Source organism: Trinickia sp. Y13 (assembly GCF_029522115.1).
Taxonomy (GTDB): Bacteria; Pseudomonadota; Gammaproteobacteria; order Burkholderiales; family Burkholderiaceae; genus Trinickia.
The window spans coordinates 304,152-323,920 of sequence record NZ_JAKWFK010000004.1 but is presented as its reverse complement, the minus strand read 5'-3'; the positions used below and the strand labels follow the sequence as shown (position 1 = coordinate 323,920).

Annotated in this window: 15 protein-coding genes and 1 pseudogene; 13 read left to right on the top strand and 3 right to left on the bottom strand. The window is 59.9% G+C overall.

Annotated elements, in window-relative coordinates; translation table 11 throughout:
* Positions 1 to 45: 45 nt before the first annotated feature.
* Positions 46 to 174 (top strand): hypothetical protein, encoded by a 129-nt coding sequence (locus MMB74_RS10000; RefSeq protein WP_277428466.1) that lies wholly within the window; start codon positions 46 to 48, stop codon positions 172 to 174.
* Between the two features lie 126 nt (positions 175 to 300).
* On the opposite strand, the gene MMB74_RS09995 is transcribed toward MMB74_RS10000, so the two are convergent.
* Entirely contained in the window at positions 301 to 936 is a 636-nt protein-coding gene (locus MMB74_RS09995) for a glutathione S-transferase C-terminal domain-containing protein (protein WP_277428465.1), read from the bottom strand.
* 134 nt (positions 937 to 1,070) lie between these two features.
* Between MMB74_RS09995 and MMB74_RS09990 the strand changes: the two genes are divergently transcribed.
* From MMB74_RS09990 to MMB74_RS09980, 3 genes and pseudogenes are all read left to right on the top strand, one after another.
* Complete coding sequence (locus MMB74_RS09990; RefSeq protein ID WP_277428628.1) at positions 1,071 to 1,439, top strand: helix-turn-helix domain-containing protein; 369 nt, start codon at positions 1,071 to 1,073, stop codon at positions 1,437 to 1,439.
* A gap of 1,086 nt (positions 1,440 to 2,525) precedes the next feature.
* Positions 2,526 to 3,191, top strand: a pseudogene (locus MMB74_RS09985) (transposase); the annotation flags it as partial.
* A gap of 562 nt (positions 3,192 to 3,753) precedes the next feature.
* The gene (locus MMB74_RS09980) at positions 3,754 to 4,491 is read left to right on the top strand and encodes a hypothetical protein (RefSeq protein WP_277428464.1); all 738 of its coding nucleotides are present in this window, start codon (positions 3,754 to 3,756) and stop codon (positions 4,489 to 4,491) included.
* A 241-nt stretch (positions 4,492 to 4,732) separates the two neighbouring features.
* Here the strand turns inward: MMB74_RS09980 and MMB74_RS09975 are convergent, their stop codons facing one another.
* A complete protein-coding gene (locus MMB74_RS09975; RefSeq protein ID WP_277428463.1) occupies positions 4,733 to 5,845 on the bottom strand; it encodes a hypothetical protein in 1,113 nt (370 codons plus the stop codon).
* A gap of 663 nt (positions 5,846 to 6,508) precedes the next feature.
* Between MMB74_RS09975 and MMB74_RS09970 the strand changes: the two genes are divergently transcribed.
* Both MMB74_RS09970 and MMB74_RS09965 read left to right on the top strand, forming a co-directional pair.
* Positions 6,509 to 8,260, top strand: coding sequence for an AAA family ATPase (locus MMB74_RS09970; protein WP_277428462.1), 1,752 nt, complete (start codon positions 6,509 to 6,511; stop codon positions 8,258 to 8,260).
* Positions 8,257 to 10,032 (top strand): ATP-dependent helicase, encoded by a 1,776-nt coding sequence (locus MMB74_RS09965; RefSeq protein ID WP_277428461.1) that lies wholly within the window; start codon positions 8,257 to 8,259, stop codon positions 10,030 to 10,032. Before MMB74_RS09970 ends, MMB74_RS09965 begins: the two co-directional genes overlap by 4 nt.
* Before the next feature lie 280 nt (positions 10,033 to 10,312).
* On the opposite strand, the gene MMB74_RS09960 is transcribed toward MMB74_RS09965, so the two are convergent.
* Positions 10,313 to 11,383: a LacI family DNA-binding transcriptional regulator gene (locus MMB74_RS09960; protein WP_277428460.1), complete on the bottom strand. Its 1,071-nt coding sequence runs from the start codon at positions 11,381 to 11,383 to the stop codon at positions 10,313 to 10,315.
* Between the two features lie 122 nt (positions 11,384 to 11,505).
* On the opposite strand from MMB74_RS09960, the gene MMB74_RS09955 reads away from it, so the two are divergent.
* The 7 genes from MMB74_RS09955 (at position 11,506) to MMB74_RS09925 (ending at position 19,766) form a co-directional block, all read left to right on the top strand.
* A complete protein-coding gene (locus MMB74_RS09955; protein WP_277428459.1) occupies positions 11,506 to 12,525 on the top strand; it encodes a Gfo/Idh/MocA family oxidoreductase in 1,020 nt (339 codons plus the stop codon).
* 21 nt (positions 12,526 to 12,546) lie between these two features.
* Complete coding sequence (locus MMB74_RS09950) at positions 12,547 to 14,142, top strand: acyl CoA:acetate/3-ketoacid CoA transferase (RefSeq protein ID WP_277428458.1); 1,596 nt, start codon at positions 12,547 to 12,549, stop codon at positions 14,140 to 14,142.
* Positions 14,135 to 14,914 carry an enoyl-CoA hydratase/isomerase family protein gene (locus MMB74_RS09945; protein ID WP_277428457.1) on the top strand — a complete coding sequence of 260 codons (780 nt, stop codon included), beginning with the start codon at positions 14,135 to 14,137 and terminating at the stop codon, positions 14,912 to 14,914. Before MMB74_RS09950 ends, MMB74_RS09945 begins: the two co-directional genes overlap by 8 nt.
* Before the next feature lies 1 nt (position 14,915).
* Positions 14,916 to 16,448, top strand: coding sequence for an aldehyde dehydrogenase family protein (locus tag MMB74_RS09940; RefSeq protein ID WP_277428456.1), 1,533 nt, complete (start codon positions 14,916 to 14,918; stop codon positions 16,446 to 16,448).
* Positions 16,449 to 16,552: 104 nt separating this feature from the next.
* On the top strand, positions 16,553 to 17,809 hold the full coding sequence (locus MMB74_RS09935) for an ABC transporter substrate-binding protein (protein ID WP_277428455.1): 1,257 nt from the start codon (positions 16,553 to 16,555) through the stop codon (positions 17,807 to 17,809).
* 181 nt (positions 17,810 to 17,990) lie between these two features.
* Positions 17,991 to 18,854 (top strand): sugar ABC transporter permease, encoded by an 864-nt coding sequence (locus tag MMB74_RS09930; protein WP_277428627.1) that lies wholly within the window; start codon positions 17,991 to 17,993, stop codon positions 18,852 to 18,854.
* Positions 18,855 to 18,902: 48 nt separating this feature from the next.
* Positions 18,903 to 19,766: a carbohydrate ABC transporter permease gene (locus tag MMB74_RS09925; protein ID WP_277428626.1), complete on the top strand. Its 864-nt coding sequence runs from the start codon at positions 18,903 to 18,905 to the stop codon at positions 19,764 to 19,766.
* The last annotated feature ends 3 nt before the right edge of the window (positions 19,767 to 19,769 follow it).

Here is a 19,769-nt window from a genome sequence, read left to right as displayed (position 1 = left end):
AAGATCGTCAACAATCGACCTTCACAGAGCCAGCGTCGAGACTAGATGGTAATTGAAATCACCTTGCGAGCTGCATCCGCCGCCGATCAGCCTTTTCTACTGCAACTCGGCAAGCTAACCATGACCAAGCACCTATTGAAGGCCGGCGTTGCAACTGACGATGACTCACTTTGAGCGGATTCGATGGAACTTCGAAGACGCAAAGGTGGTTAGCGGGGTCGGGACGATGTTGGACTTCCTCAAACTCAGCCGAGCTGACGCAGAGTGGCGCGTGCTTCAGCTAGGGGCCATGTGCCCAACTTACATTCCTAGCAACCCATCGTCCTGTAGGACGCGCTGGACCGTCGGTCTATCCCTGACTCGCTCATACCACGCTTGCACATGACGATGCGGACCGAGATCGATGTTCGCGTTGTACACCGATTTCATCCATGAGGCGGTGCCCCATCCTGTCAACGCGAAAAGGTAGGCATCGGCAATCGTGAAGCAGTCGCCCATTAGAAACCGCTTGCCGGCCAGTTGACGGTCGATCCAGCCAAATCTGCTTTGCAGCTTCGGCCTCGCGGTATCCACCCACTTTCCTGCAGCCACCGCATAAAGCAGCGGAATGAAGCCCTTATGAATCTCGGCGCTCAGAAAGTTAAGCCATTCAAGTAGCTTGTAGCGCTCAATCGAACCATGAGCAGGCGCCAGTTTCGATTCGGGCGACTGGTCCGCAAGGTACTGAGCGATGACGGTGCCCTCACGCAGGAACGTCCCATCCTCAAGTTGTAGAAGCGGAACGTAACCAAGCTCGGATACATCGTAATAGCTCGTCCCGTCTGGCAGCAAATGCCGGCGCGCGTCGACGGTGACGACGTCGGCATTCAGCCTTGCCTCCTGCAATACGATGCAGATTGCTTGCGAACAGCTTCCCGGTGCGTGATACAGCTTCATTCCGTCTTCCTTTGATGGTTAAACAGGCTCACCACGTGAGCCGCGTTGAAGGGAGTATCTCGCGCAAAGGGAAATAAATGAAGAAGGCAGATGTTTGTGGTATAGGTACAAAAAATATACCGAGTGACGAAGCGATGAGAGAGAGTGCAACAGGATGTTCGATCGAAGAGGCGATGCGTCTGCTGGGTGGGCGCTGGCGCTTGCTTCTGGTGTCTTATCTGGTGGATGGTCCGAAACGCTTCAATGAGCTTCGCCGCGATGTCCCAGGCATATCGCAGCGTATGTTGACGCTCGATTTACGAGCACTGGAGCAAGCGGGTTTGATCCAGCGGACGGTTTTTGCAGAAGTCCCCGTAAAAGTCGAGTATCGACTGACGAATGAGGGTGAACGCTTGAGGCCAGTAATCGAAGTCATGCGCGAGTTTGGCCTCTGGCTGAAAAGTCGCCCGATCTTTCTACCTCAAGAACCGAACCTGCAGCCTACTGAAGTTGTGTCGCGATAGGTGCTTCCGAGCGGCGTCTGATGCAGTCGATCCGACCTCGATGCACGGCGATGGACCAGTTGCCCAATGTGTCGAGAACGAAGCGCGACGGACGCCGAAAATCCGCTTGAAGTTTGAAAGGCCGCGACTGGTCGGTTTGGTGCGTTCGTCATCGGCCCGGGTTCGGCCATGAAGCGTCATTCGCTGGGACCATCGCACAGACATTCAGCCGTCGGTTCTAGTCGGTAACCGGCCGCTCAGCTTGCAATGTTCCTCTCAGGGAACCGGCCACGCCGTCCGAACGCCCTACCTGACCGAGCGCTTCTGTTCATGACATCGTTTAGTGAAATTACGTCGGCGTGCGCAATACAGAATGTGAAAATTTCCAGTTTGCGCCTACAAGGCCGGTGCAAGAAGGCACTGTGATGTGCACTCTCGGTCGCCATCACTTCGATCTGGTTGTCGTGTCGGGTGACACAGAAAGTGAAAGGAGAACCGTTGAATTTGCTCGATTTTTTCGCTAAGGATGACACGCAATCGCACAGACCGTGACAGCATAAGTGAAAGAAACCGCTGTTTGTGCCACAGAACATGCAAAATTCCGAGCGCAGGCCGCGGAACCCCGTTCGACGGCCTACAGATGGTGATTTTACAGACGCGCGCTTGCAAAAACGCACGTCAATCGCGCCACCGCGGATCGCTCGGTTCTCGTCGGGCGCCAAAGTAATTGCGACCGGCGCCACAGACGACGCAGCAATAGCTGGCGGCCTTTTTTGTTTTCACCGGCTACGCTTTGAGCCAGTTCGACCAGAGATGTTGAGACTGCGGATTTCGGCGATCATGATCAGCCATTTCGGCGATCGTGATCAGTCTGGAAGGTGGTGTTGCGCGATGGATGGATTATAGCGAGAGCGATCACGATCAGGGATGAATCGGGACGCTGCAAGCCGATTTCTAGAGTGTTACGCAGTAACGGCCGCGCCGAAGTATTCGGCCCACGCGGGCGTGCCGGGTTCTAGCGTCGAGATGATTGGATCGTCGGCGCCTGCGATCAGTTGTTCCAGCATTTCCCGCTGCGTTACGCCGTAACGTCTGGCCAAACGCCGTAGCGCCAACGGCGAGCGCTGGATCGCCTGCCGGCCTGGCTTCTTCCTGCCGGTGCGCGTTCTGTCGCGCCTGTTCCGCAGGCGCTTCCTCGACGCGCTGGCTCAGGTCCATCGACAGGGTCAATTGAAGTTCTTCGGCGAGGATGCGCCGCTCGCCGATCCCGCCGCCTTCGCCCGGTGGCTCGCGCCGCTCCGGGCGTGCGACTGGTTCGTGTACGCCAAGCGCCCCTTTGCCGGGCCGCAAGCCGTGCTCGCGTACCTGTCGCGCTATACGCACCGCGTCGCGATCTCCAACCAGCGCCTGGTCGCCCTCGACCAGCGCGGCGTGATGTTCCGCTGGAAGGACTACCGCGCCCAGGGCCGCACCCGCTACAAGACCATGACGCTGGAGCCTGGCGAGTTCATGCGCCGCTTCCTGCTCCACGTGCGGCCTACCGGTTTCCATCGCATCCGCCATTACGGATTGCTCGCCAACCCCGTACGTCGCGCCAATCTCGCGAAGGTACGTAAACTGCTCGATGTCGTGCCCGAGGTCGACCCCGCTCCGCACGACACGCTCACCGCCAGCCGGCCCGCCTTCATCTGCCGCCATTGCGGCGCACCGATGATCGTCATCGACATCCTCGCGCGCACCGCGCCGATTCGCGCACCACCAGGCCAACCATGAGCGCCATGCCTCTGCGATCAGCAATCCCACCGTTGGCTTCGCGGCAATGCGGCCCACGAGCGGACCGTTGTGCATCCCGCTTGACGCACCGTCACGCACCTGCGCTCAAACCCTGTCGGGGTGCGTCTGTCTGGCTGCCTCCTCCCATCCGCGCTCATCCGGCCGCCAGCTTCGCCCATCCTCATCCCGCTCCGCTCACCGGCCCCATCGAACAATCGCCATAACCGCGTACCACGCCGACCGCGTCGGGCCACTCCGCGGTTTCCTTCCTTGGGGCTTATCCGACGCCTGCCCGCAGGCGCCACCGCTTGCTCACGGACTCGTGAATGAGGGCAGGCATCCAATAACCCTTAACAGCGACGGACAAGCTGACGTGTAGGTAGCGACGCTTTGGCAAAGAGGATAAATTCGCGCACCGGGAATCCTCGACTCTGACGACATCGAAGAAATTACCAGTCATAATGATCACCTGTCGTCTTCGCAACGAAGCGCTCCATTTGCTTAGGAGCAAGGGCGTTGCTAGTTTTCGTTTATAAAATCGCATAAACACTAAACCCATACAATGAAATATCACGCACGGTTAGATTACGGTTCAAATTCGTATTTCTTCTACAACTACTCCGAGGAATCCATAATCGAGAAGGTCGTAGTTCCGTTTGTGAACGGTCAAGTCATTCTCTTGAAGGGCGAGCGTCTCTTCAACATGAAGACTGCGACGTTCTTGAAGGTGTATCGCACAAAAACCAATCTGAAGGTAAAAGAAGACCAAAGTCTGATAGATCAAATGAAGGAGCCGTCCTTCGTAGAGAACGACTGCTCGGCGGAAATTATCGGCAGGGTTCAGGCACAAGGTACATCCAAGGGGCTGTCATCGCTCATCCAGAAAGCACTGCATCCCCCCAAGATGCAGGTGTTTGTTGTCATGAAATTTGGTGACGAAATATTGGATTCGGCCTATGAGGGAGCCTATAAGGTGGTCGCCAAGGAATTTGGCCTCACGTGTTTGCGTATAGACGAAGTACAGGACTCTGGAAAGATTTCAGATCAGATACTAGAGGGGCTTGCTGAGAGCAAGTACGTGCTTTGCGATCTCACAGGTGCACGACCGAACTGCTACTACGAAACCGGGTTTGCGCACGCTCTTGGCAAAGACATAATATTACTCGCAAATAGAGCCGAAAAGGTGCACTTCGACCTTCAAGGGCATCGCTTTATCCAATGGGCAACAGAGGAGGAGTTGCGCAAGAGATTGCGTGAGCGTTTCACCGCACTCGAAGCTGAGAGAAACCGGGAGGAATAGTACGAGTTGCAACAAGCTTGTCAGAGATTACGGGTAGTCGTGCCACGAGGATGTGAAAGACTGCTGTACTTTGGGAGCAGCCGCTCGACCACTCTTGAGCGAAAGGCCGAAACGGGTCGCCCGCTGCCCTTCGCGACCGACAGCGACCGGCCATACCTGCCGACTGAGCACGTCGGCGACGATGCGCACCGCAGACGCTAACGCAGAGGTCGCCTCACCTGTCGGCGAAAGGGCGGCAAGCTTACTCAGCTTCCTCCTCGTATTCGTCAAGTACGGTTTCCGACATATGTGAAAGGTGCTCTTGCTCGGCCAACTTGTGAAGACTGGCATACGACAGGTATGTGCAATATTCCGCGAGAGGACCTTTTTCGAGCAGAGAAAACACCGGCCGCCGAATCTCCTGAAAGACCTTATCCCGCCTTGACTCGGGTGCGACGATGTGGAGCTTGATGTTCATGTTGGGCTGAAGCGCCACAAGATCGGCCATGCGAAGAATGCCGGAATACACCGAGGTCGTGTGCTCGACCTCAAAGGCGCGAACAATCGATCGGCCCTTGAGCCAAAGAACGTCAATCTGCTCAATCGTTCGCAGGGTCGTCTCGTCATAATTGAGAGGCAATCGATCAAGCAGCACGCCGCCTTCATCGGCCCACGCTCGGAGAACACCGCCTCGATCAGCTCGGGGAATCCAGATCTTCATCCCCATCTTCGCGCCGATATTGGCTAGCTCAGCTTGCATGCGGATGGATTCGCGGGCCTCTGTATCCGGAGGAACCGTAATCCGTTCGGTCGGCTCAACAACATCTGCGTCCTCGGGCACGCTCACTGTGACAACCTTGTCGGGGCGATTTACAGTGTGCGTGGCAACGTTGCGCTTGTCCCGCTCGTCCAGCGGATAGGTCTTGCGCTCGAGGGCCTGGGCCGCCAGCCGTTCCGCAAGGAAGGCTCCGTCCTGTTCGCCGAGTTGCACAAGGCTGCTTCGGACCTTGCCGGTCCACGCGATGCCGCCTTCCTTCAGGTCGCGCGTAAATGACAATCGCTCCCAGACTGACCGGTCATGAATCGGAATGCCTTTGTCGATGTCGAGCCAAATAGTCGGACGCACTCGGAACCGCACGACGAAGGGATCGTTTTCGGATAGGAATATTGGCGCGTCATCTATGAACGGCCCCTCAACGACCTCCAGCAGAGCGAACCAGCGCGAGAGTTTGGTCAGGTAGCAAACAAAGACGTCCCCACGCTTGATTTTCTCCGCTGTGTTCTTGTGGCGAATCCGAAACCCGGAAATGTCGCGCGTCGACCGAGCGAACGCAAGGTAGGTTTCTGGCGAGAAGAGATCGATGAAGTAGGCCATAGTGACGCGCTGGTTCGGTTTCCGCAATGTTTGTCTTGTTGCGCTTCGGTTAGCAGCCATCCGACTTTCCGCAGCCGCTCGCCCCTCATACTAATCCTATTCGCGGAAAAATCAGGCGCGCCGGAATCGCCCCATACTTGAATGTGCCGCCTCTTGCCGAACATCAACTGACGCGAGTTCCTGTCTCGCCTTAGTGCTCGACATGCCCGCTGAGCGAGCAGAAGGCGACCAGGAGCAAGAACAGACCCGAACCTATCGCCGTGAGCAAGAACGACAACGATAGTCTTGGCGGTTCGTCGCGGAGCCGGGTTCGGCCATGAACGGCGGTTCGCTCTCACGATATAAACTGGCGACAATCTGGATTCTCCGTCCCCCACCCTGAGCACGAGCATTGCATCGATCGCCTCGCCGGAAGTCGGCTGTATGCGGCGCAGGCGTAACGGTCGAGGTTCCCTTGAGCGAGACCGCGTACCGGAGTCAGCTTGTCGGGCAGTGGCCGGAGTCGTGGTTTTTCGGAGATGCAACCATTGAATCGGACCTCACCGGACAAAGAGCGGCCAATAACCTAGTGATTAAGCGATGCAGGGAACGCGACCGATAGAATGCCTGAACAGCCGCGCACAAAGAGATATCGCGGCAGGTTGAGACGGTAAGGGAGATTTCATGCACTTGGGCAGTTTGAAAATTTCGCGTTTCCGGTCCTGCGACAATGTGACCGTCAGCCTTCGCGCCGATCTGACCGTCTTGGTCGGTGAGAACAATGGTGGTAAGTCCAACGTCATCGACGCTATTCGGTTGCTCACCTTGCCGTTGAGCGGACGCCGGGAGCGATATCCGGAGGATGAAGACGTCCGACGCAACGCGACCGTCCCGAGCTTTCAGATCGAAGGTGTCTTCCGAGAACTCGGCGACACACTGAAAGGATTGCTAATCTCCGCAGTCCCTGATCCCACTAAGAACGAAGCCGTCTTCGGCTATCGGTATGAGCCGCGATCCGAGCGTGCGCCCCGTGGCAAGATCACTGCCTGGGCCGGACGCTTCGACACCAACGAGCCGGAGGCCGGCTCCATTGACCTGATCCGGCATGTCTACCTGCCGCCATTGCGCGACGCGCATCAGGCGCTTGGCACGGGCAGCGGCACACGGGTTATGGCACTACTGCGGCACTTCCTGCCGAAGGATCAAGAACAAGATTTCCTTGCTGGCGTTAGGCGCGCGGAGAACAGACCCGATATCCTGACCACGATGAACACGGAAATCGGCACCGCTCTGGGAATGCTGACCAATGGGGTCCGCCCGCAATCGGCAGCCTTGGACTTCGCCACCGAGACCCTGCTCGATGTCGCTCGCGACTTGCGGTTTCGCTTGGCCGACTCTGGCCTCGCACCAGAAGACATTCGGGCTTCTGGTTTGGGCTACTCCAATCTGCTCTACATGGCCACGGTGGTCGTCGAGTTGGCGAAGGCCAAGGAAGCGGACCTCACAATCTTTCTTGTCGAAGAGCCGGAAGCACATCTGCACCCGCAGTTGCAAGTGCTAGTGCTCGAATTTCTTCTGGACCAAGCACGCCAATCGGCTGATCGTGCAATCGAGGCCGGCAAACCGGAAGGCCGCATCCAGATCGTCGTGACGACCCATTCGCCGAATCTGACCGCCTGGGTTTCTCCGACACATCTGGTGGTCATGCGTTCGCGTCGTCGCGACAAAAATGGAGGGGCGGTCTCTGAATCGGTGAGCGTGCCCATCGCCGAACTGGGGCTCAAGCCAAAGACACTGGATAAGATCAGCCGCTATCTGGACGTGACTCGCTCTGCGCTGCTGTTCGGCGATAGGGCCATCTTGGTGGAAGGAATCGCTGAGGCGCTGCTGTTGCCGGTGTTGGCACAAAATCTTGTTCTCGCCGGTGACGCTGATGGATGGCTCCGGTTCAAGGGAACGGTTATCGTGCCGATCGAGGGCGTGGATTTCCGTCCCTACATCGAGGTACTACTTCGGCCGCATGGCGACGCACGGATCGCTGACCGGCTGATCGTGATCACCGACGCGGACCCAACGGTGCTGGGGAATCGGAAGATCGATCTGGAAAACCTCGCAGCGAAGCATGGTGCGCAGCAGGCGCTGATGGTGCTGACTAATCAGCACACGTTGGAGCATGAGATTTTCAACGCTGGAAACGAGGCATTTCTAAAGAGCGTGTTTCTTCGTCTGCATCGCAATTCGCGTCGCGACTGGACGGATCGGATCGAGGGTGTCCCACTGCAAGACCGTCCCGATGCGTTCCTCAAGCTGATTGAGGCGAAGAAGACTCGCAAGGGTGACTTGGCCCAGGCCATCGCTTCACGTATCGCGGCGGGTGAACCGTTTGTCGTACCGATATATCTTGCCGACGCGATTCGTGGCGCTGCGCAAGCATGACCGGCATTCAAGGTTTGACGGCAGAGCAGGAGGCATTCGCCACGCACGTCGGTGGCGCTTTCGTGCATGCCTGCCCAGGCGCCGGAAAGACCCGCACGATCATTGCTCGCCTGGCAAATATAGCAGCCACGCTGCCACCGCGTCGCGGCGTGGCGGTACTTTCGTTCACGAACTCAGCCGTCGACGAGTTTCGGGAACGCTGCCACGCCGCAGGGCTCGCCTCACTCCTGAAGCATCCCAGTTTCATGGGAACGCTCGATGCTTTCGTTCGGAATTTCGTGGTGCTGCCGGGCTGCGCGGCAACAAGCACGACACGACCGATCATCCTCGATAGTTGGGATACGCTCGGCATAGAGATTCGGTTGTCGGGGCAATTCGCCTTCCGCGGCGACCCAGTGAGCCTAGATCTATTCGACCCAGAAACCAATGTCATTAATCCGGGGAGGATCGGGCACACCGGATTGCAAAACCATGTTCGCCAGCATCAAGCCAAATATCAGCAGGCAGCGGCACGTCGGCGACGGGGCTTGCTGCAGGCCGGCTATCTGAGCGCCAACGATGCCCGCGTTCAGACGCTGCGGCTGATTCTTGATCCTTTGAACGGCGGGGCACTTGGCCGGGCACTGGCGGCACGTTTTCACGAAGTCATGGTGGACGAAGGCCAAGATTGCAATCCGCTTGATTTGCAAATTCTCTCGTGGCTCCGAGAGTACGGCGTGCATGTCACTTTCGTCTGTGACCCAGACCAAGCGATCTACGAATTCCGCAACGGCAATCCTGCAGGTGTTCAGGAATTTAAGGAGACTTACCCTGATGAATCACATCGAGGGTTAACGGGCAATTTTCGTAGCAGTCCTGCGGTCTGCCGTCTAGCCGCCACACTCAAAAGCGCTGGCCGGGTGGATCAGTCTGTCGGCGACACCGCCAATGTTGCACATCCCGCTTTGCTTCTGACATATGGAGGTCGAGCCCCGAGTGCAACGATCGGTCAGGCCTTCTTGAATCGGATTGCGGAACTTGGTTTAGATTCAACTGACGCGGTCATCCTTGCGCATTCAGGCAAGGTCGCGCAACGTGCCGCTGGCGTGGCTCTCAGCGGTTCGAACGGCAACTCGCGGATCGAGCTGCTGGCTTGCAAAGTGGCGGAGTTCTGGTCACCTGCCGCGACGGTGCGATCGAGGGAGGCGGTGGTTCAGGCGATAGAGACGTTGCTTCTGGACCTCATGGGGCTACGTCAGCCGAACGAGCATCTGGTGCGAACGGTCCAGCGTATTGGAATCGATCGGCGCGCACATCGAAGATGCGCGCTGGGTTTCCTTATGAGTCTTCCCAAAGCGTGTGGAAATGCCGATGCTGATCGGCTCGCCTGGATTGCCCGTGTGCACGCCGAGACAGAACGGCTGAACCTGCCGCTGCCCGCCGGCGTGACCGTACGGAATTTCTTTCGGCGACCGACCAATGCACGATGGTCTAACCATCTTCAAATGGCGCTCGATCTCGGTCTTAGATGCGCCAAGATTCACGAGGCGAAAGGCCGTGAATATGGCGCCGTGTGCGTCGTGATTCCACCCAATCGTGCCCCTGAAAACCGAGGGGAGGCCCTGTTTGAATCTTGGGAAGCCCGCACCGATTCAGAGGCCAAGCGCGTCCTCTATGTTGGCCTGACGCGAGCCCGGCATTTGGGTGCACTCGCTGTGCCAGTCGCCTTCGCCGATCGTTGCGTTGCCCTGTTAGCCGCTGGCCAAGTGCCTCACACGAGAAGGGACCTATAGGCGTCATTGCTGCGGAATGATTTACCAGCGACGCTATCACTCGACCGAGCAACCGATGAGCGTCCGCTTTGAGTCGCCCCGACTGTCCCTTGTGGGTCGGTTGCGGGCGTGCCGCATGGCCGTCTTCGGCTTCGACCTTGCGAGACAACGCATTTGATACCGGCGCCCGCCGACACAAAAATGTCCCCCTATTGATCAAGGCGTTACCCCTTCGTTGTCAAAAATCTCCCAAATCCCAGCCGCCCCTCACGCTAAAACGCACCGAATCGCGCATCACCTATTACGCCGCCCCCCGTGCCCGGCCATCGCCTTTCGCGGCCCGATGATGCCTCTCTCCGGATCCGACACTAGACTCCCGCACGACAAGTTTGGGCGTCGCGAAATACTGCACGATCGGTTTCCCATCATCCGCGGACGCCTCCAGCCGCGAAAGTAGCGTCTCGCTCGCAATCGTGCCCAGCGTATCCGCACCAGCCGACAGAGTAGTAAGCGGTGGATTGGTATGCTCCGAAGCAACGACATTGTCGCAACCCACCACGGCCAGCGCCTTACCCGCACGCTTGCCCATCCGATCGAGCTCGCGCAGTACGCCGAACGCGACCTGATCGTTGTAGCAAACCACGGCAGTCGGCGGAAAAGCCAAATCGAAGATCGCGCGCACGGCCTGACGTCCCCCCTCGGGCGTTAATTCGACATCGATGATCCACTGCGGGTCGACGCTCAAACCGTGCTTGGCCATCGCCTGCAAGTATCCCTGCCGGCGCTGCGTTGCCACCGTATAGCCAGCCCGATTTCCGGCAAACGCAATGCGGGTATGGCCTCGCTCGATCAGATGCTCGGTCGCAAGTTGAAATCCCACGAAGTTATCCACGCCGATCGTATCGACGTCAGTGCCCATCGGACGCATCACGAGCACCAGCGGAATGCCCCACGAGCGAATCTCGGCAGGAAGCGAATCCGGTGTGCCGAGCGCGGGCGACATCACGAGCCCGGCAACGTTCTGTTCGCGCATCGACTGTAAAACGCGGGTTTGCATCTCGACGCTTTCCGCCGTGTGGGCCATGAGCGTCGTATAGCCCGATTGCGCCAGCACCCGCTCGATGGCCACCAACAGCTCGACAAAGAAAGGGTTCGTCAGATCGTTGATGACCATCCCGATGGTCGTGCTTCGTCGGCCACGTAGGGTAGCGGCGCCTCGGTTGTACACATAGCCGAGCGCGCGCGCCGCTTCGCGTACTTTCTCGGCGGTCTCGGCGCGAATTTTCGGGCTTTGCTGCAGCACGAGCGACACCGTCGACTTTGAAACCCCCGCAGCCGCGGCGATGTCCTGAATCGTCGGACCAGATTTCACATTGCTTTGCACAATTGGCACGTTCCAAAAAGCGTTTGACATCGTAGGGGGAGTCTACTACAGTTCGTTGGAACGATCCAACGAGCGAATTGGAACGTTCCAATAAATAGATGGAGGACGACATGACGAAGACGATAAGTTGGGCGCTGGTCGGAGCGAGCACCATCGCGGACGAGTGGATGGTCGATGCCATCCGTGCGCAAAGCGACGGCCTCGTCAAGGCCGTGGTGAGTGGAAGCACGGAGCGCGCGCAAGAGTTCGCCCAGAAGCATTCGATCGAGCATGCCAGCGCGGCGCTCGAGAGCGTGTTGGCCGATTCGACGATCGACGCCGTCTACATCAGCAGCACCAACGAAAAGCACCTCCCGCAAGTGATGGCGGCGGCCGCCGCCCGCAAACACGTCCTGTGCGAAAAGCCGCTCGCGCTGTCGCAGCCCGACGCCGAAAAAATGATCGAGGCATGCGCCGCGGCGGGTGTCGTGCTCGCCACCAATCATCATCTGCGTTGCGCAGCCACGCATCGGCGCCTGCGCGAACTCATTCGCGCCGGGGAGATCGGCACGCCGCTTTATGCGCGCGTGTTTCATGCCGTTTCGCTGCCGCCGCATTTGCGCGGTTGGCGCATCGATCGGAAAGAGGCAGGGGGCGGGGTCGTGCTCGACATCTCGGTGCACGACGCGGACACCTTGCGATTCGTCCTCGATGCCGAGCCCGTCGAAGTCATGGCCATGACCGCATCCTCGGGCATGGCGCACGACGGACTCGCCGATGGCGTGATGGGCATCATCCGCTTCGACAACGGCGTGCTCGCCCAGATCCATGACGCCTTCACGGTGCCCTATGCGCCCACAGGCCTAGAAGTGCACGGCAGCGCCGGCTCCTTGATCGCACGGGACGTGATGACGCAACGAGCGGCCGGGGAAATCGAGCTGCGCTCGGAGCGCGGCGTGCAAGCGATCCCCGTCGTGCACCGCAACCTTTATGTGACCGCCGTCGAGCAATTCCATCGCGCCGTGTTATCGGGCGAACCACCGGCAGCGACGGGCGAGGACGGGTTCCGCTCTCTAGCGGCGGCCCTCGCACTCGAGCAGTCGGCCTTGCGCGGCGAACGCGTGGCCGTCTCTCGGCAATTCGCGCATTGAAACGAAACTAGGAGTCAGAACGTGCGTTCAAGCAAAGTGGTGCCGGCGGCCGCGGCGGCGCGCCTCATCGGCGACGGCGACGTCGTTACCGTCAGTTCGTCGAGCGGATTGGGATGTCCCGATGCAATGCTCGCCGCGATCGGGACACGCTTCCAACAAGAGGGGCATCCGCAGCGGCTCACGTTGCTGCATCCGATCGCGGCTGGAGATATGTACGGCATCAAGGGTATCGACCACCTCGCCAAGCCCGGACTCATCGACACGGTCGTCGCCGGTTCGCTGCCGAGCGGGCCGTCGAGCCTGCCGATGCCCGAGATTTGGCGCATGATCGGCGGCAACGAGATCCGCGCCTATAACTTGCCGAGCGGGGTCCTGTTCGACATGCACCGCGACGCAGCCGCGAAGCGCCCCGGCGTATTGACGAAAGTGGGCCTGGATACCTTCGTCGATCCGGCGCGTCAGGGCGGCGCGATGAATGCGCGTTCGCAAGGCGAGCCCATCGTCCGCAAGGTGGATTTCGAAGGCGAACCGTGGCTCTTCTTCCCCAACATCGTTCCGCGCGTAGCCATCATCCGTGCGACGACGGCCGACGAGCGCGGCAATCTTTCCTACGAGCACGAGGGCGCGTTATTGGGCGGTTGCGAGCAAGCGCTCGCCGTGCGCAATAACGGCGGGATCGTCATCGCGCAGGTCAAGCGCGTCGTCAAAGCAGGCTCGCTGCCTACCCACCGCGTGCACATCCCGTGCAATCTGGTCGACTACATCGTCGTCGATCCCGCGCAAAAGCAAACGACCCAGATCGACTACGACCCGGCGATCAGTGGTGAGATCAAGGTGGCGGACGACGCGTTTTCATTCGGCGATTGGTGCGCGGAAAAAGTCATCGCACGCCGAGCGGCGATGGAGCTCGCGCGTGGCGATGCGGCCAACCTCGGATTCGGCATCTCGGCGAACGTGCCGCGCGTGCTGCTCGAAGAAGGACTCGACGGCCATGTCACCTGGGCCATCGAGCAGGGCGCGGTGGGCGGGATGCCTTTGCTGGGCTTCGCCTTCGGCTGCTCGGCCAATGCGGATGCCATCGTGCCGTCGCCGACGCAGTTCACCTACTTCCAGGGCGGCGGATTCGACATTTCGTTGCTCTCGTTCATGCAGATCGATCGCGGCGGAAACGTCAACGTCTCGTGGCTGCCGAGCAAGCCGTATCTGACCGCCGGCTGCGGCGGCTTCATCGACATCACGACGCACGCGAAACGCTTGGTGTTCTCGGGCTTTTTCACGGCCGGTGCGCAATTGAGCGTCGGAGGCGGGCGCCTCACGATCGAGAAAGAAGGCCGCTCCAGGAAGTTCGTGCGCGAGGTCGACCATGTCACGTTCAGCGGCGCAATGGCGCGCGCGCGCGGCCAGGAGGTGCGCTACGTGACGGAGCGCTGCGTCATGCGGCTCGCGTCCGATGGCCTAGAAGTGATCGAGGTCGCACCCGGCATCGACTTGCGACGCGACGTGCTCGAACAAGCGGACTTCCCGCTTGCCGTTGCAAGCGATCTGAAAACGATGGATGCCGCGCTATTCGAAGACGCGCCCTATGGCCTGCAATTGAAGGAGCCTCGCCGTGCCTGAATACGATTCGATCAAGCTCGAAGCGAACGGCAGCGTCGCCATCGTTACGCTTGCGCGCCCCGAGAAACTCAATGCGCTCACGCCGGCGATGCTGACTAGGCTCGAAGCCATCGCGGACGAACTCGATGCATCGAACGAGTATCGAGCCGTCGTACTGACAGGCGCCGGCAAGGCATTTTGCGTCGGTGCGGATATCAACGAGTGGTCTGCACTCGCCGCGCTCGATATGTGGCGCGCGTGGGTGCCGCGCGGGCATCGTGTCTTCGCGCGTTGGGCCACGTTGCGGTTGCCCGTGATTGCCGCCGTGGGCGGTCATGCTTTCGGCGGTGGGCTGGAACTGGCCGCTGCCGCCGATCTTCGCGTGGCGGACCCTGCCGCGATGTTCGCACTGCCCGAAGCGGGCATCGCCACGTGCCCCGGCTGGTCGGGAAGCCAGCGGCTCGTATCGATCATCGGAGCCAGCAAAGCAAAGCTGCTGGCGCTTACCGGCACGCGCATGGACGCTCGGCGTGCGTTCGAAATCGGGCTCGCAGACGAAGTCAGCGAGCCGGGTGGGGCGCTGGCTGCGGCAGTGGAGCTAGCGCAACGCAGTGCGCGCCTCGCGCCGGTTTCGGTGCAACTGACCAAGCAACTGATCAACGCGGCCGCCGGTGAAGGCACGGCCGTCACGCTCGAAGCGATGGCGGGCGCGCTGGCCGCTACCACCGCCGATGCGCGCGAAGGCATGACGAGCTTTCGCGAAAAGCGCCCGGCTCAATTCAAAGGCAACTGACATGAAGACCGTAGAACTGAAGCCCGACCTCGCGCCGCTTTTGACAAGCACGCCTCTTGCCGCATACGAGCCTTATTATGGCCGGCTCTTTATCGATGGGCAATGGCGCGAAGCGAGCGACGGTGCGCGCGTCGAACGCAAGAGCCCCGCGCACGGTAAGACCGTATCGAGCTATAGCGCGGCAACGCTCGAGGACGCTCAAGCTGCGATCGACGCGGCGCATCGGGCATTTCGCGGTGGCCCTTGGGCAAAGATGAAGGGAGCCGACAGGGCACGCGTGCTGCTGGCCGTCGCGGACGGCATCGCCGCGCAAGTCGATCGACTGGCGCTCATCGAATCGCTCGAGAACGGCAAGCCGCTGGCGCAAGCCCGGGCGGAAGTATCGGGATGCGTCGATCTCTGGCAATACGCGGCCAGTCTGGCACGAACGCTAAGCGGCGACGCATACGACACGCTGGGCGATGACATGATCGGCCTCGTCCTACGTCAGCCGATCGGCGTTGTGGGCATCATCACGCCTTGGAATTTCCCGCTTTGGATTCTGTGCCAAAAGTTGCCGTTCGCCTTGGCGGCCGGCTGCAGTTGCGTCATCAAGCCCAGCGAACTGACGTCCGGCACGACCGTCATGCTCATGGAGATTCTGCAGCAAGCCGGCGTGCCAGCCGGGGTTGCCAACGTCGTCACCGGAAAGGGCTCGAAAGTGGGGCAGCCGCTCGCGGAAAGCGAATACGTGGACATGCTGTCGTTCACCGGTTCGACGGCGGTCGGTTCGATGCTCGCGGGCGTCGCCTCGAAAGGCCTCAAGAAGGTGGCGCTCGAGCTAGGCGGTAAGAATCCGCAGATCGTCTTCCCCGATTGCGACTGGGAGGCGATGATCGACGCGGTCGTGTTCGGTGTGTACTTCAATGCGGGCGAATGCTGCAACAGCGGCAGCCGCGTGATCGTGCACGAATCGATCGCCGAGCGGTTCATTGAGGCCGTGATCGAGCGTGCGCGCCGCGTGCCGGTTGGCGATCCGCTGCATCCGGACGTGAAAGTCGGCGCCATCGTCAGCGAACAGCAGATGGCCGACATTCTCGAGCGTATCGAGCTCGGCGTTGCGGCGGGTGCGACCGTCCGGCTCGGAGGCGGGCGCTACGACGACGCCAGCGGCTTGTTTCTGGAGCCGACCATCCTCGCCGACGTAACGCCCGAAATGAGCGTGGCGAGAGAAGAGATCTTCGGGCCTGTGCTCAGCGTCATCGCGTTTCGCGACGCCGATCACGCGATCGAGATCGCCAACGATACGGCCTACGGCTTATCCGCAGCCGTTTGGAGCCGGGACATCGACACGTGTCTGACGGTCGCGCGCGGCGTGGATGCCGGCACCGTCTGGGTCAATACCTTCCTCGACGGCTACCCGGAACTACCGTTTGGCGGCTTCAAAGCGAGCGGAGTGGGACGCGAACTCGGCAAGCAAGCGGTCGAGGATTACACGGAGACGAAGACGGTGCAGTTGCACATCGGCCCTCGTCGTCAGTTTTGGCTTAAATAGAACATTTAGTAGTACTAAGCAGCAAGGGAGACCCCCACGAGGGGATCTCTCCCGCAGGTCAATAACCATCTCCGATAGAGAGACAAACCGTTTGGAGCGAGACGATGATGAAACGAACTGTATGGGCACTCGTAGCGACGCTCGCCGTTTGCGCGAGCACGGCGGCTGCGGCGGCCGATAGCAAGACCGTGGAAGTCATGCATTGGTGGACGTCCGGCGGCGAAGCCCGCGCACTGTCGGTTCTGAAAGACGGCGTGAAGCAGCGCGGGTTCGGCTGGAAGGATGCGCCGATCGCCGGGGGCGGCGGGGAAGCAGCCCGCACGGTCCTCAAAGCGCGCGTGGCGTCGGGCAACCCGCCCGAGGCGATGCAGATGCTCGGGTTCACCATCGGCGAATACGCTTCGGAAGACTTGCTGACGAATCTCGACACCGTAGCGGCGAAGGAAGGGTGGGACAAGCTGGTGCCGGGTCCGATCCAACGCTTCTCGAAGGTGGATGGGCATTGGGTTGCCGTGCCGGTCGACATTCATCGCACGAACTGGATTTGGGCGAATAAGAAGATCTTCGATCAGCTTCATTTGACGCCGCCGAAGACCTTCGACGAGCTTGTCGCCGACGCCGCTACGATTCGCAAGGCCGGCTATATCCCGTTGGCTCACGGCGGACAGCCGTGGCAAGAAGCGACCCTATTCGACAGCGCTGTGATGTCGGCGGGCGGCCCGAAGTTCTACACGCAGGCGCTCGTCGATCTTGATCCGAAAGCGCTCGGTTCGAAGACGATGGAAAAGGCGTTCGATCAAATGCGCGCGCTGCGGGGAATGGTCGATCCGAGTTTTCCGGGACGCGATTGGAATCTCGCAACGGCAATGGTGATCAACGGGAAAGCCGCCATGCAAATCATGGGCGACTGGGCCAAAGGCGAGTTCGCGAACGCGGGCAAGAAGGCCAACGTCGATTATCTGTGCTTCCAATACCCGGGCACGCAGGGCGACTTCATCTTCAATACCGATCAATTCGCGACCTTCAAGAAGAGCGATGCCAGTCTGCCCGGTGAATACGCGTTCGCGTCGACGGTCATGGATAAGAACGTGCAAGCTACGTTCAACCAGATCAAAGGTTCGATTCCCGCGCGCTTGGACGTGCCGGCGGACGGCTTCGACGAATGCGGGAAGAAGTCGATGACGGACCTGCGGGCGGCCATCAAGAACGGGACGATGGTTGGCAGCTTTGCCCATGGGCATGCTATGCCCGATGGTCCGAAAAACGCCGTGTACGACGTCGTGACGAACTTCTTCAATTCGAATCAATCGTCGGCCGATGCGGTGAAGCAGCTCGTCGACGCGGTTGCGAACGCCAAGTAAAGCGCGCGACCTTAGCCGAACGCGCGGCGGCGCATCGCCGCGCGCATTCCTAGCCCTCGCAGCAAAGGTGGTTGCCATGCATACGACACAACAGGCCGCGCACGTTTCGGCTCGAGATGCGGCGCAAAGCGTGCGTCTTGGCGCGTCGCGCCGAACGAGCCGATTCAACGCGTTGGAGAAGATGCTTCCTAAGATTGTGCTCTCGCCTACGCTCATTGCAACGCTGATTTTCGTCTATGGATTCATCGCGTGGACGACTGTCCTCTCTTTCACCAAATCGCGCACATTCGCTAACTTGCATTTCGCGGGGTGGACGCAGTATCACCGCGTTTGGGTTCATCCACGCTGGCATGTCGCCATCGTCAACCTGGGCATTTACGCATCGCTCTATGTCGTTCTGTGCATGGCGCTCGGTCTCCTTTTGGCGATTCTGCTAGACCAGCGCATCCGGGCCGAAGGCACGCTGCGCGCGATCTTTCTTTATCCGATGGCGATTTCGTTCATTGTGACGGGAACGGCCTGGAAATGGATCTTGAACCCGGGCCTCGGGCTCACGAAGCTGTTTCACGATTGGGGTTGGTCGAGCTTCCAATTCGACTGGATCATCGACGATCGCATGGCAATTTACACGGTCGTTATTGCCGCCGTCTGGCAGGCGTCGGGCTTCGTCATGGCGATGTTTCTCGCCGGCCTGCGCGGGATCGACCAAGACATGATCAAAGCGGCATCGATCGATGGGGCACGCATGCCCGCCATCTATCGCCGCATCGTGATTCCGCAATTGCGCCCGGCTTTCATCTCGGCGTTCGTGATCCTCGTGCATCTTGCCGTCAAAAGCTACGAGCTCGTGGTGGCGTTGACCGGAGCCGGTCCCGGGTACGCGACCGAATTGCCTTCGACGTTTATGTATTCGTTCACCTTCACGCGCAACGAACTCGGCATGGGGGCGGCAAGCGCGGTCATGATGCTGTGCACGGTTGCGGCGGTGATGGTGCCGTATCTGTATTCCGAATTGAAGCCGCGCCGCACCGGCGGCGCGCACTGAGCCGCCCTGGAGATAACCATGTCGACCAATAGCTGGGATGCCCCGCAGATGGTAGCGGGCAAGCACGATTACCTCACGCGCGTCGTCATCTACGGACTGCTGACCGTTTTCGCGGCGATTTATCTGGTGCCACTCGCGGTGATGCTGCTGACGTCCGTCAAGCCGCTAGAAGAGGTGTACAGCGGCAACATTCTCGCGCTACCGCGCCATTGGACGCTCGCGCCTTGGCTCAAAGCATGGGGCGAGGCATGCGTGGGCCTCGATTGCTCGGGAGTGAAAGGGTTTTTCTGGAATTCGACGCGCATGGTGGTCTCGGCCGTCACGATTTCGACGTTCCTCGGCGCCTTGAACGGGTACGTGCTGACTAAATGGCGCTTCAAAGGCGACAACGTCCTGTTCGGGCTCATTTTGTTCGGCTGCTTCATTCCGTTTCAGATCGTGCTGATTCCGATGGCCGCCTTCCTCGGCAAGGTCGGGCTCGCGCAATCGATCGCGGGGCTCGTGCTCGTTCATGTCGTCTATGGGTTGTGCTTCACGACGCTTTATTTCCGCAATTTCTACATCGCGTTCCCGGACGAACTCGTCAAGGCCGCGATGATCGACGGCGCGCGGTTTTTCACGATCTTCTGGCGCATTTTGCTGCCTTGCTCGGGCGCGATCGCAACCGTCACGGTCATCTGGCAGTTCACGAACATTTGGAACGACTTCCTGTTCGGTGCATCGTTCACGACCGGCAGCTCGGCGCCGATCACGGTTGCGCTGAACAACATCGTCAACACGTCCACGGGCGTGCGCGAATACAACGTGCAGATGGCCGCCGCGGTGATTACCGCGCTGCCCACGCTGCTCGTCTATGTGGTGGGTGGCCGCTACTTCGTGCGCGGCATGATGGCCGGTTCTGTAAAGGGGTAAGCA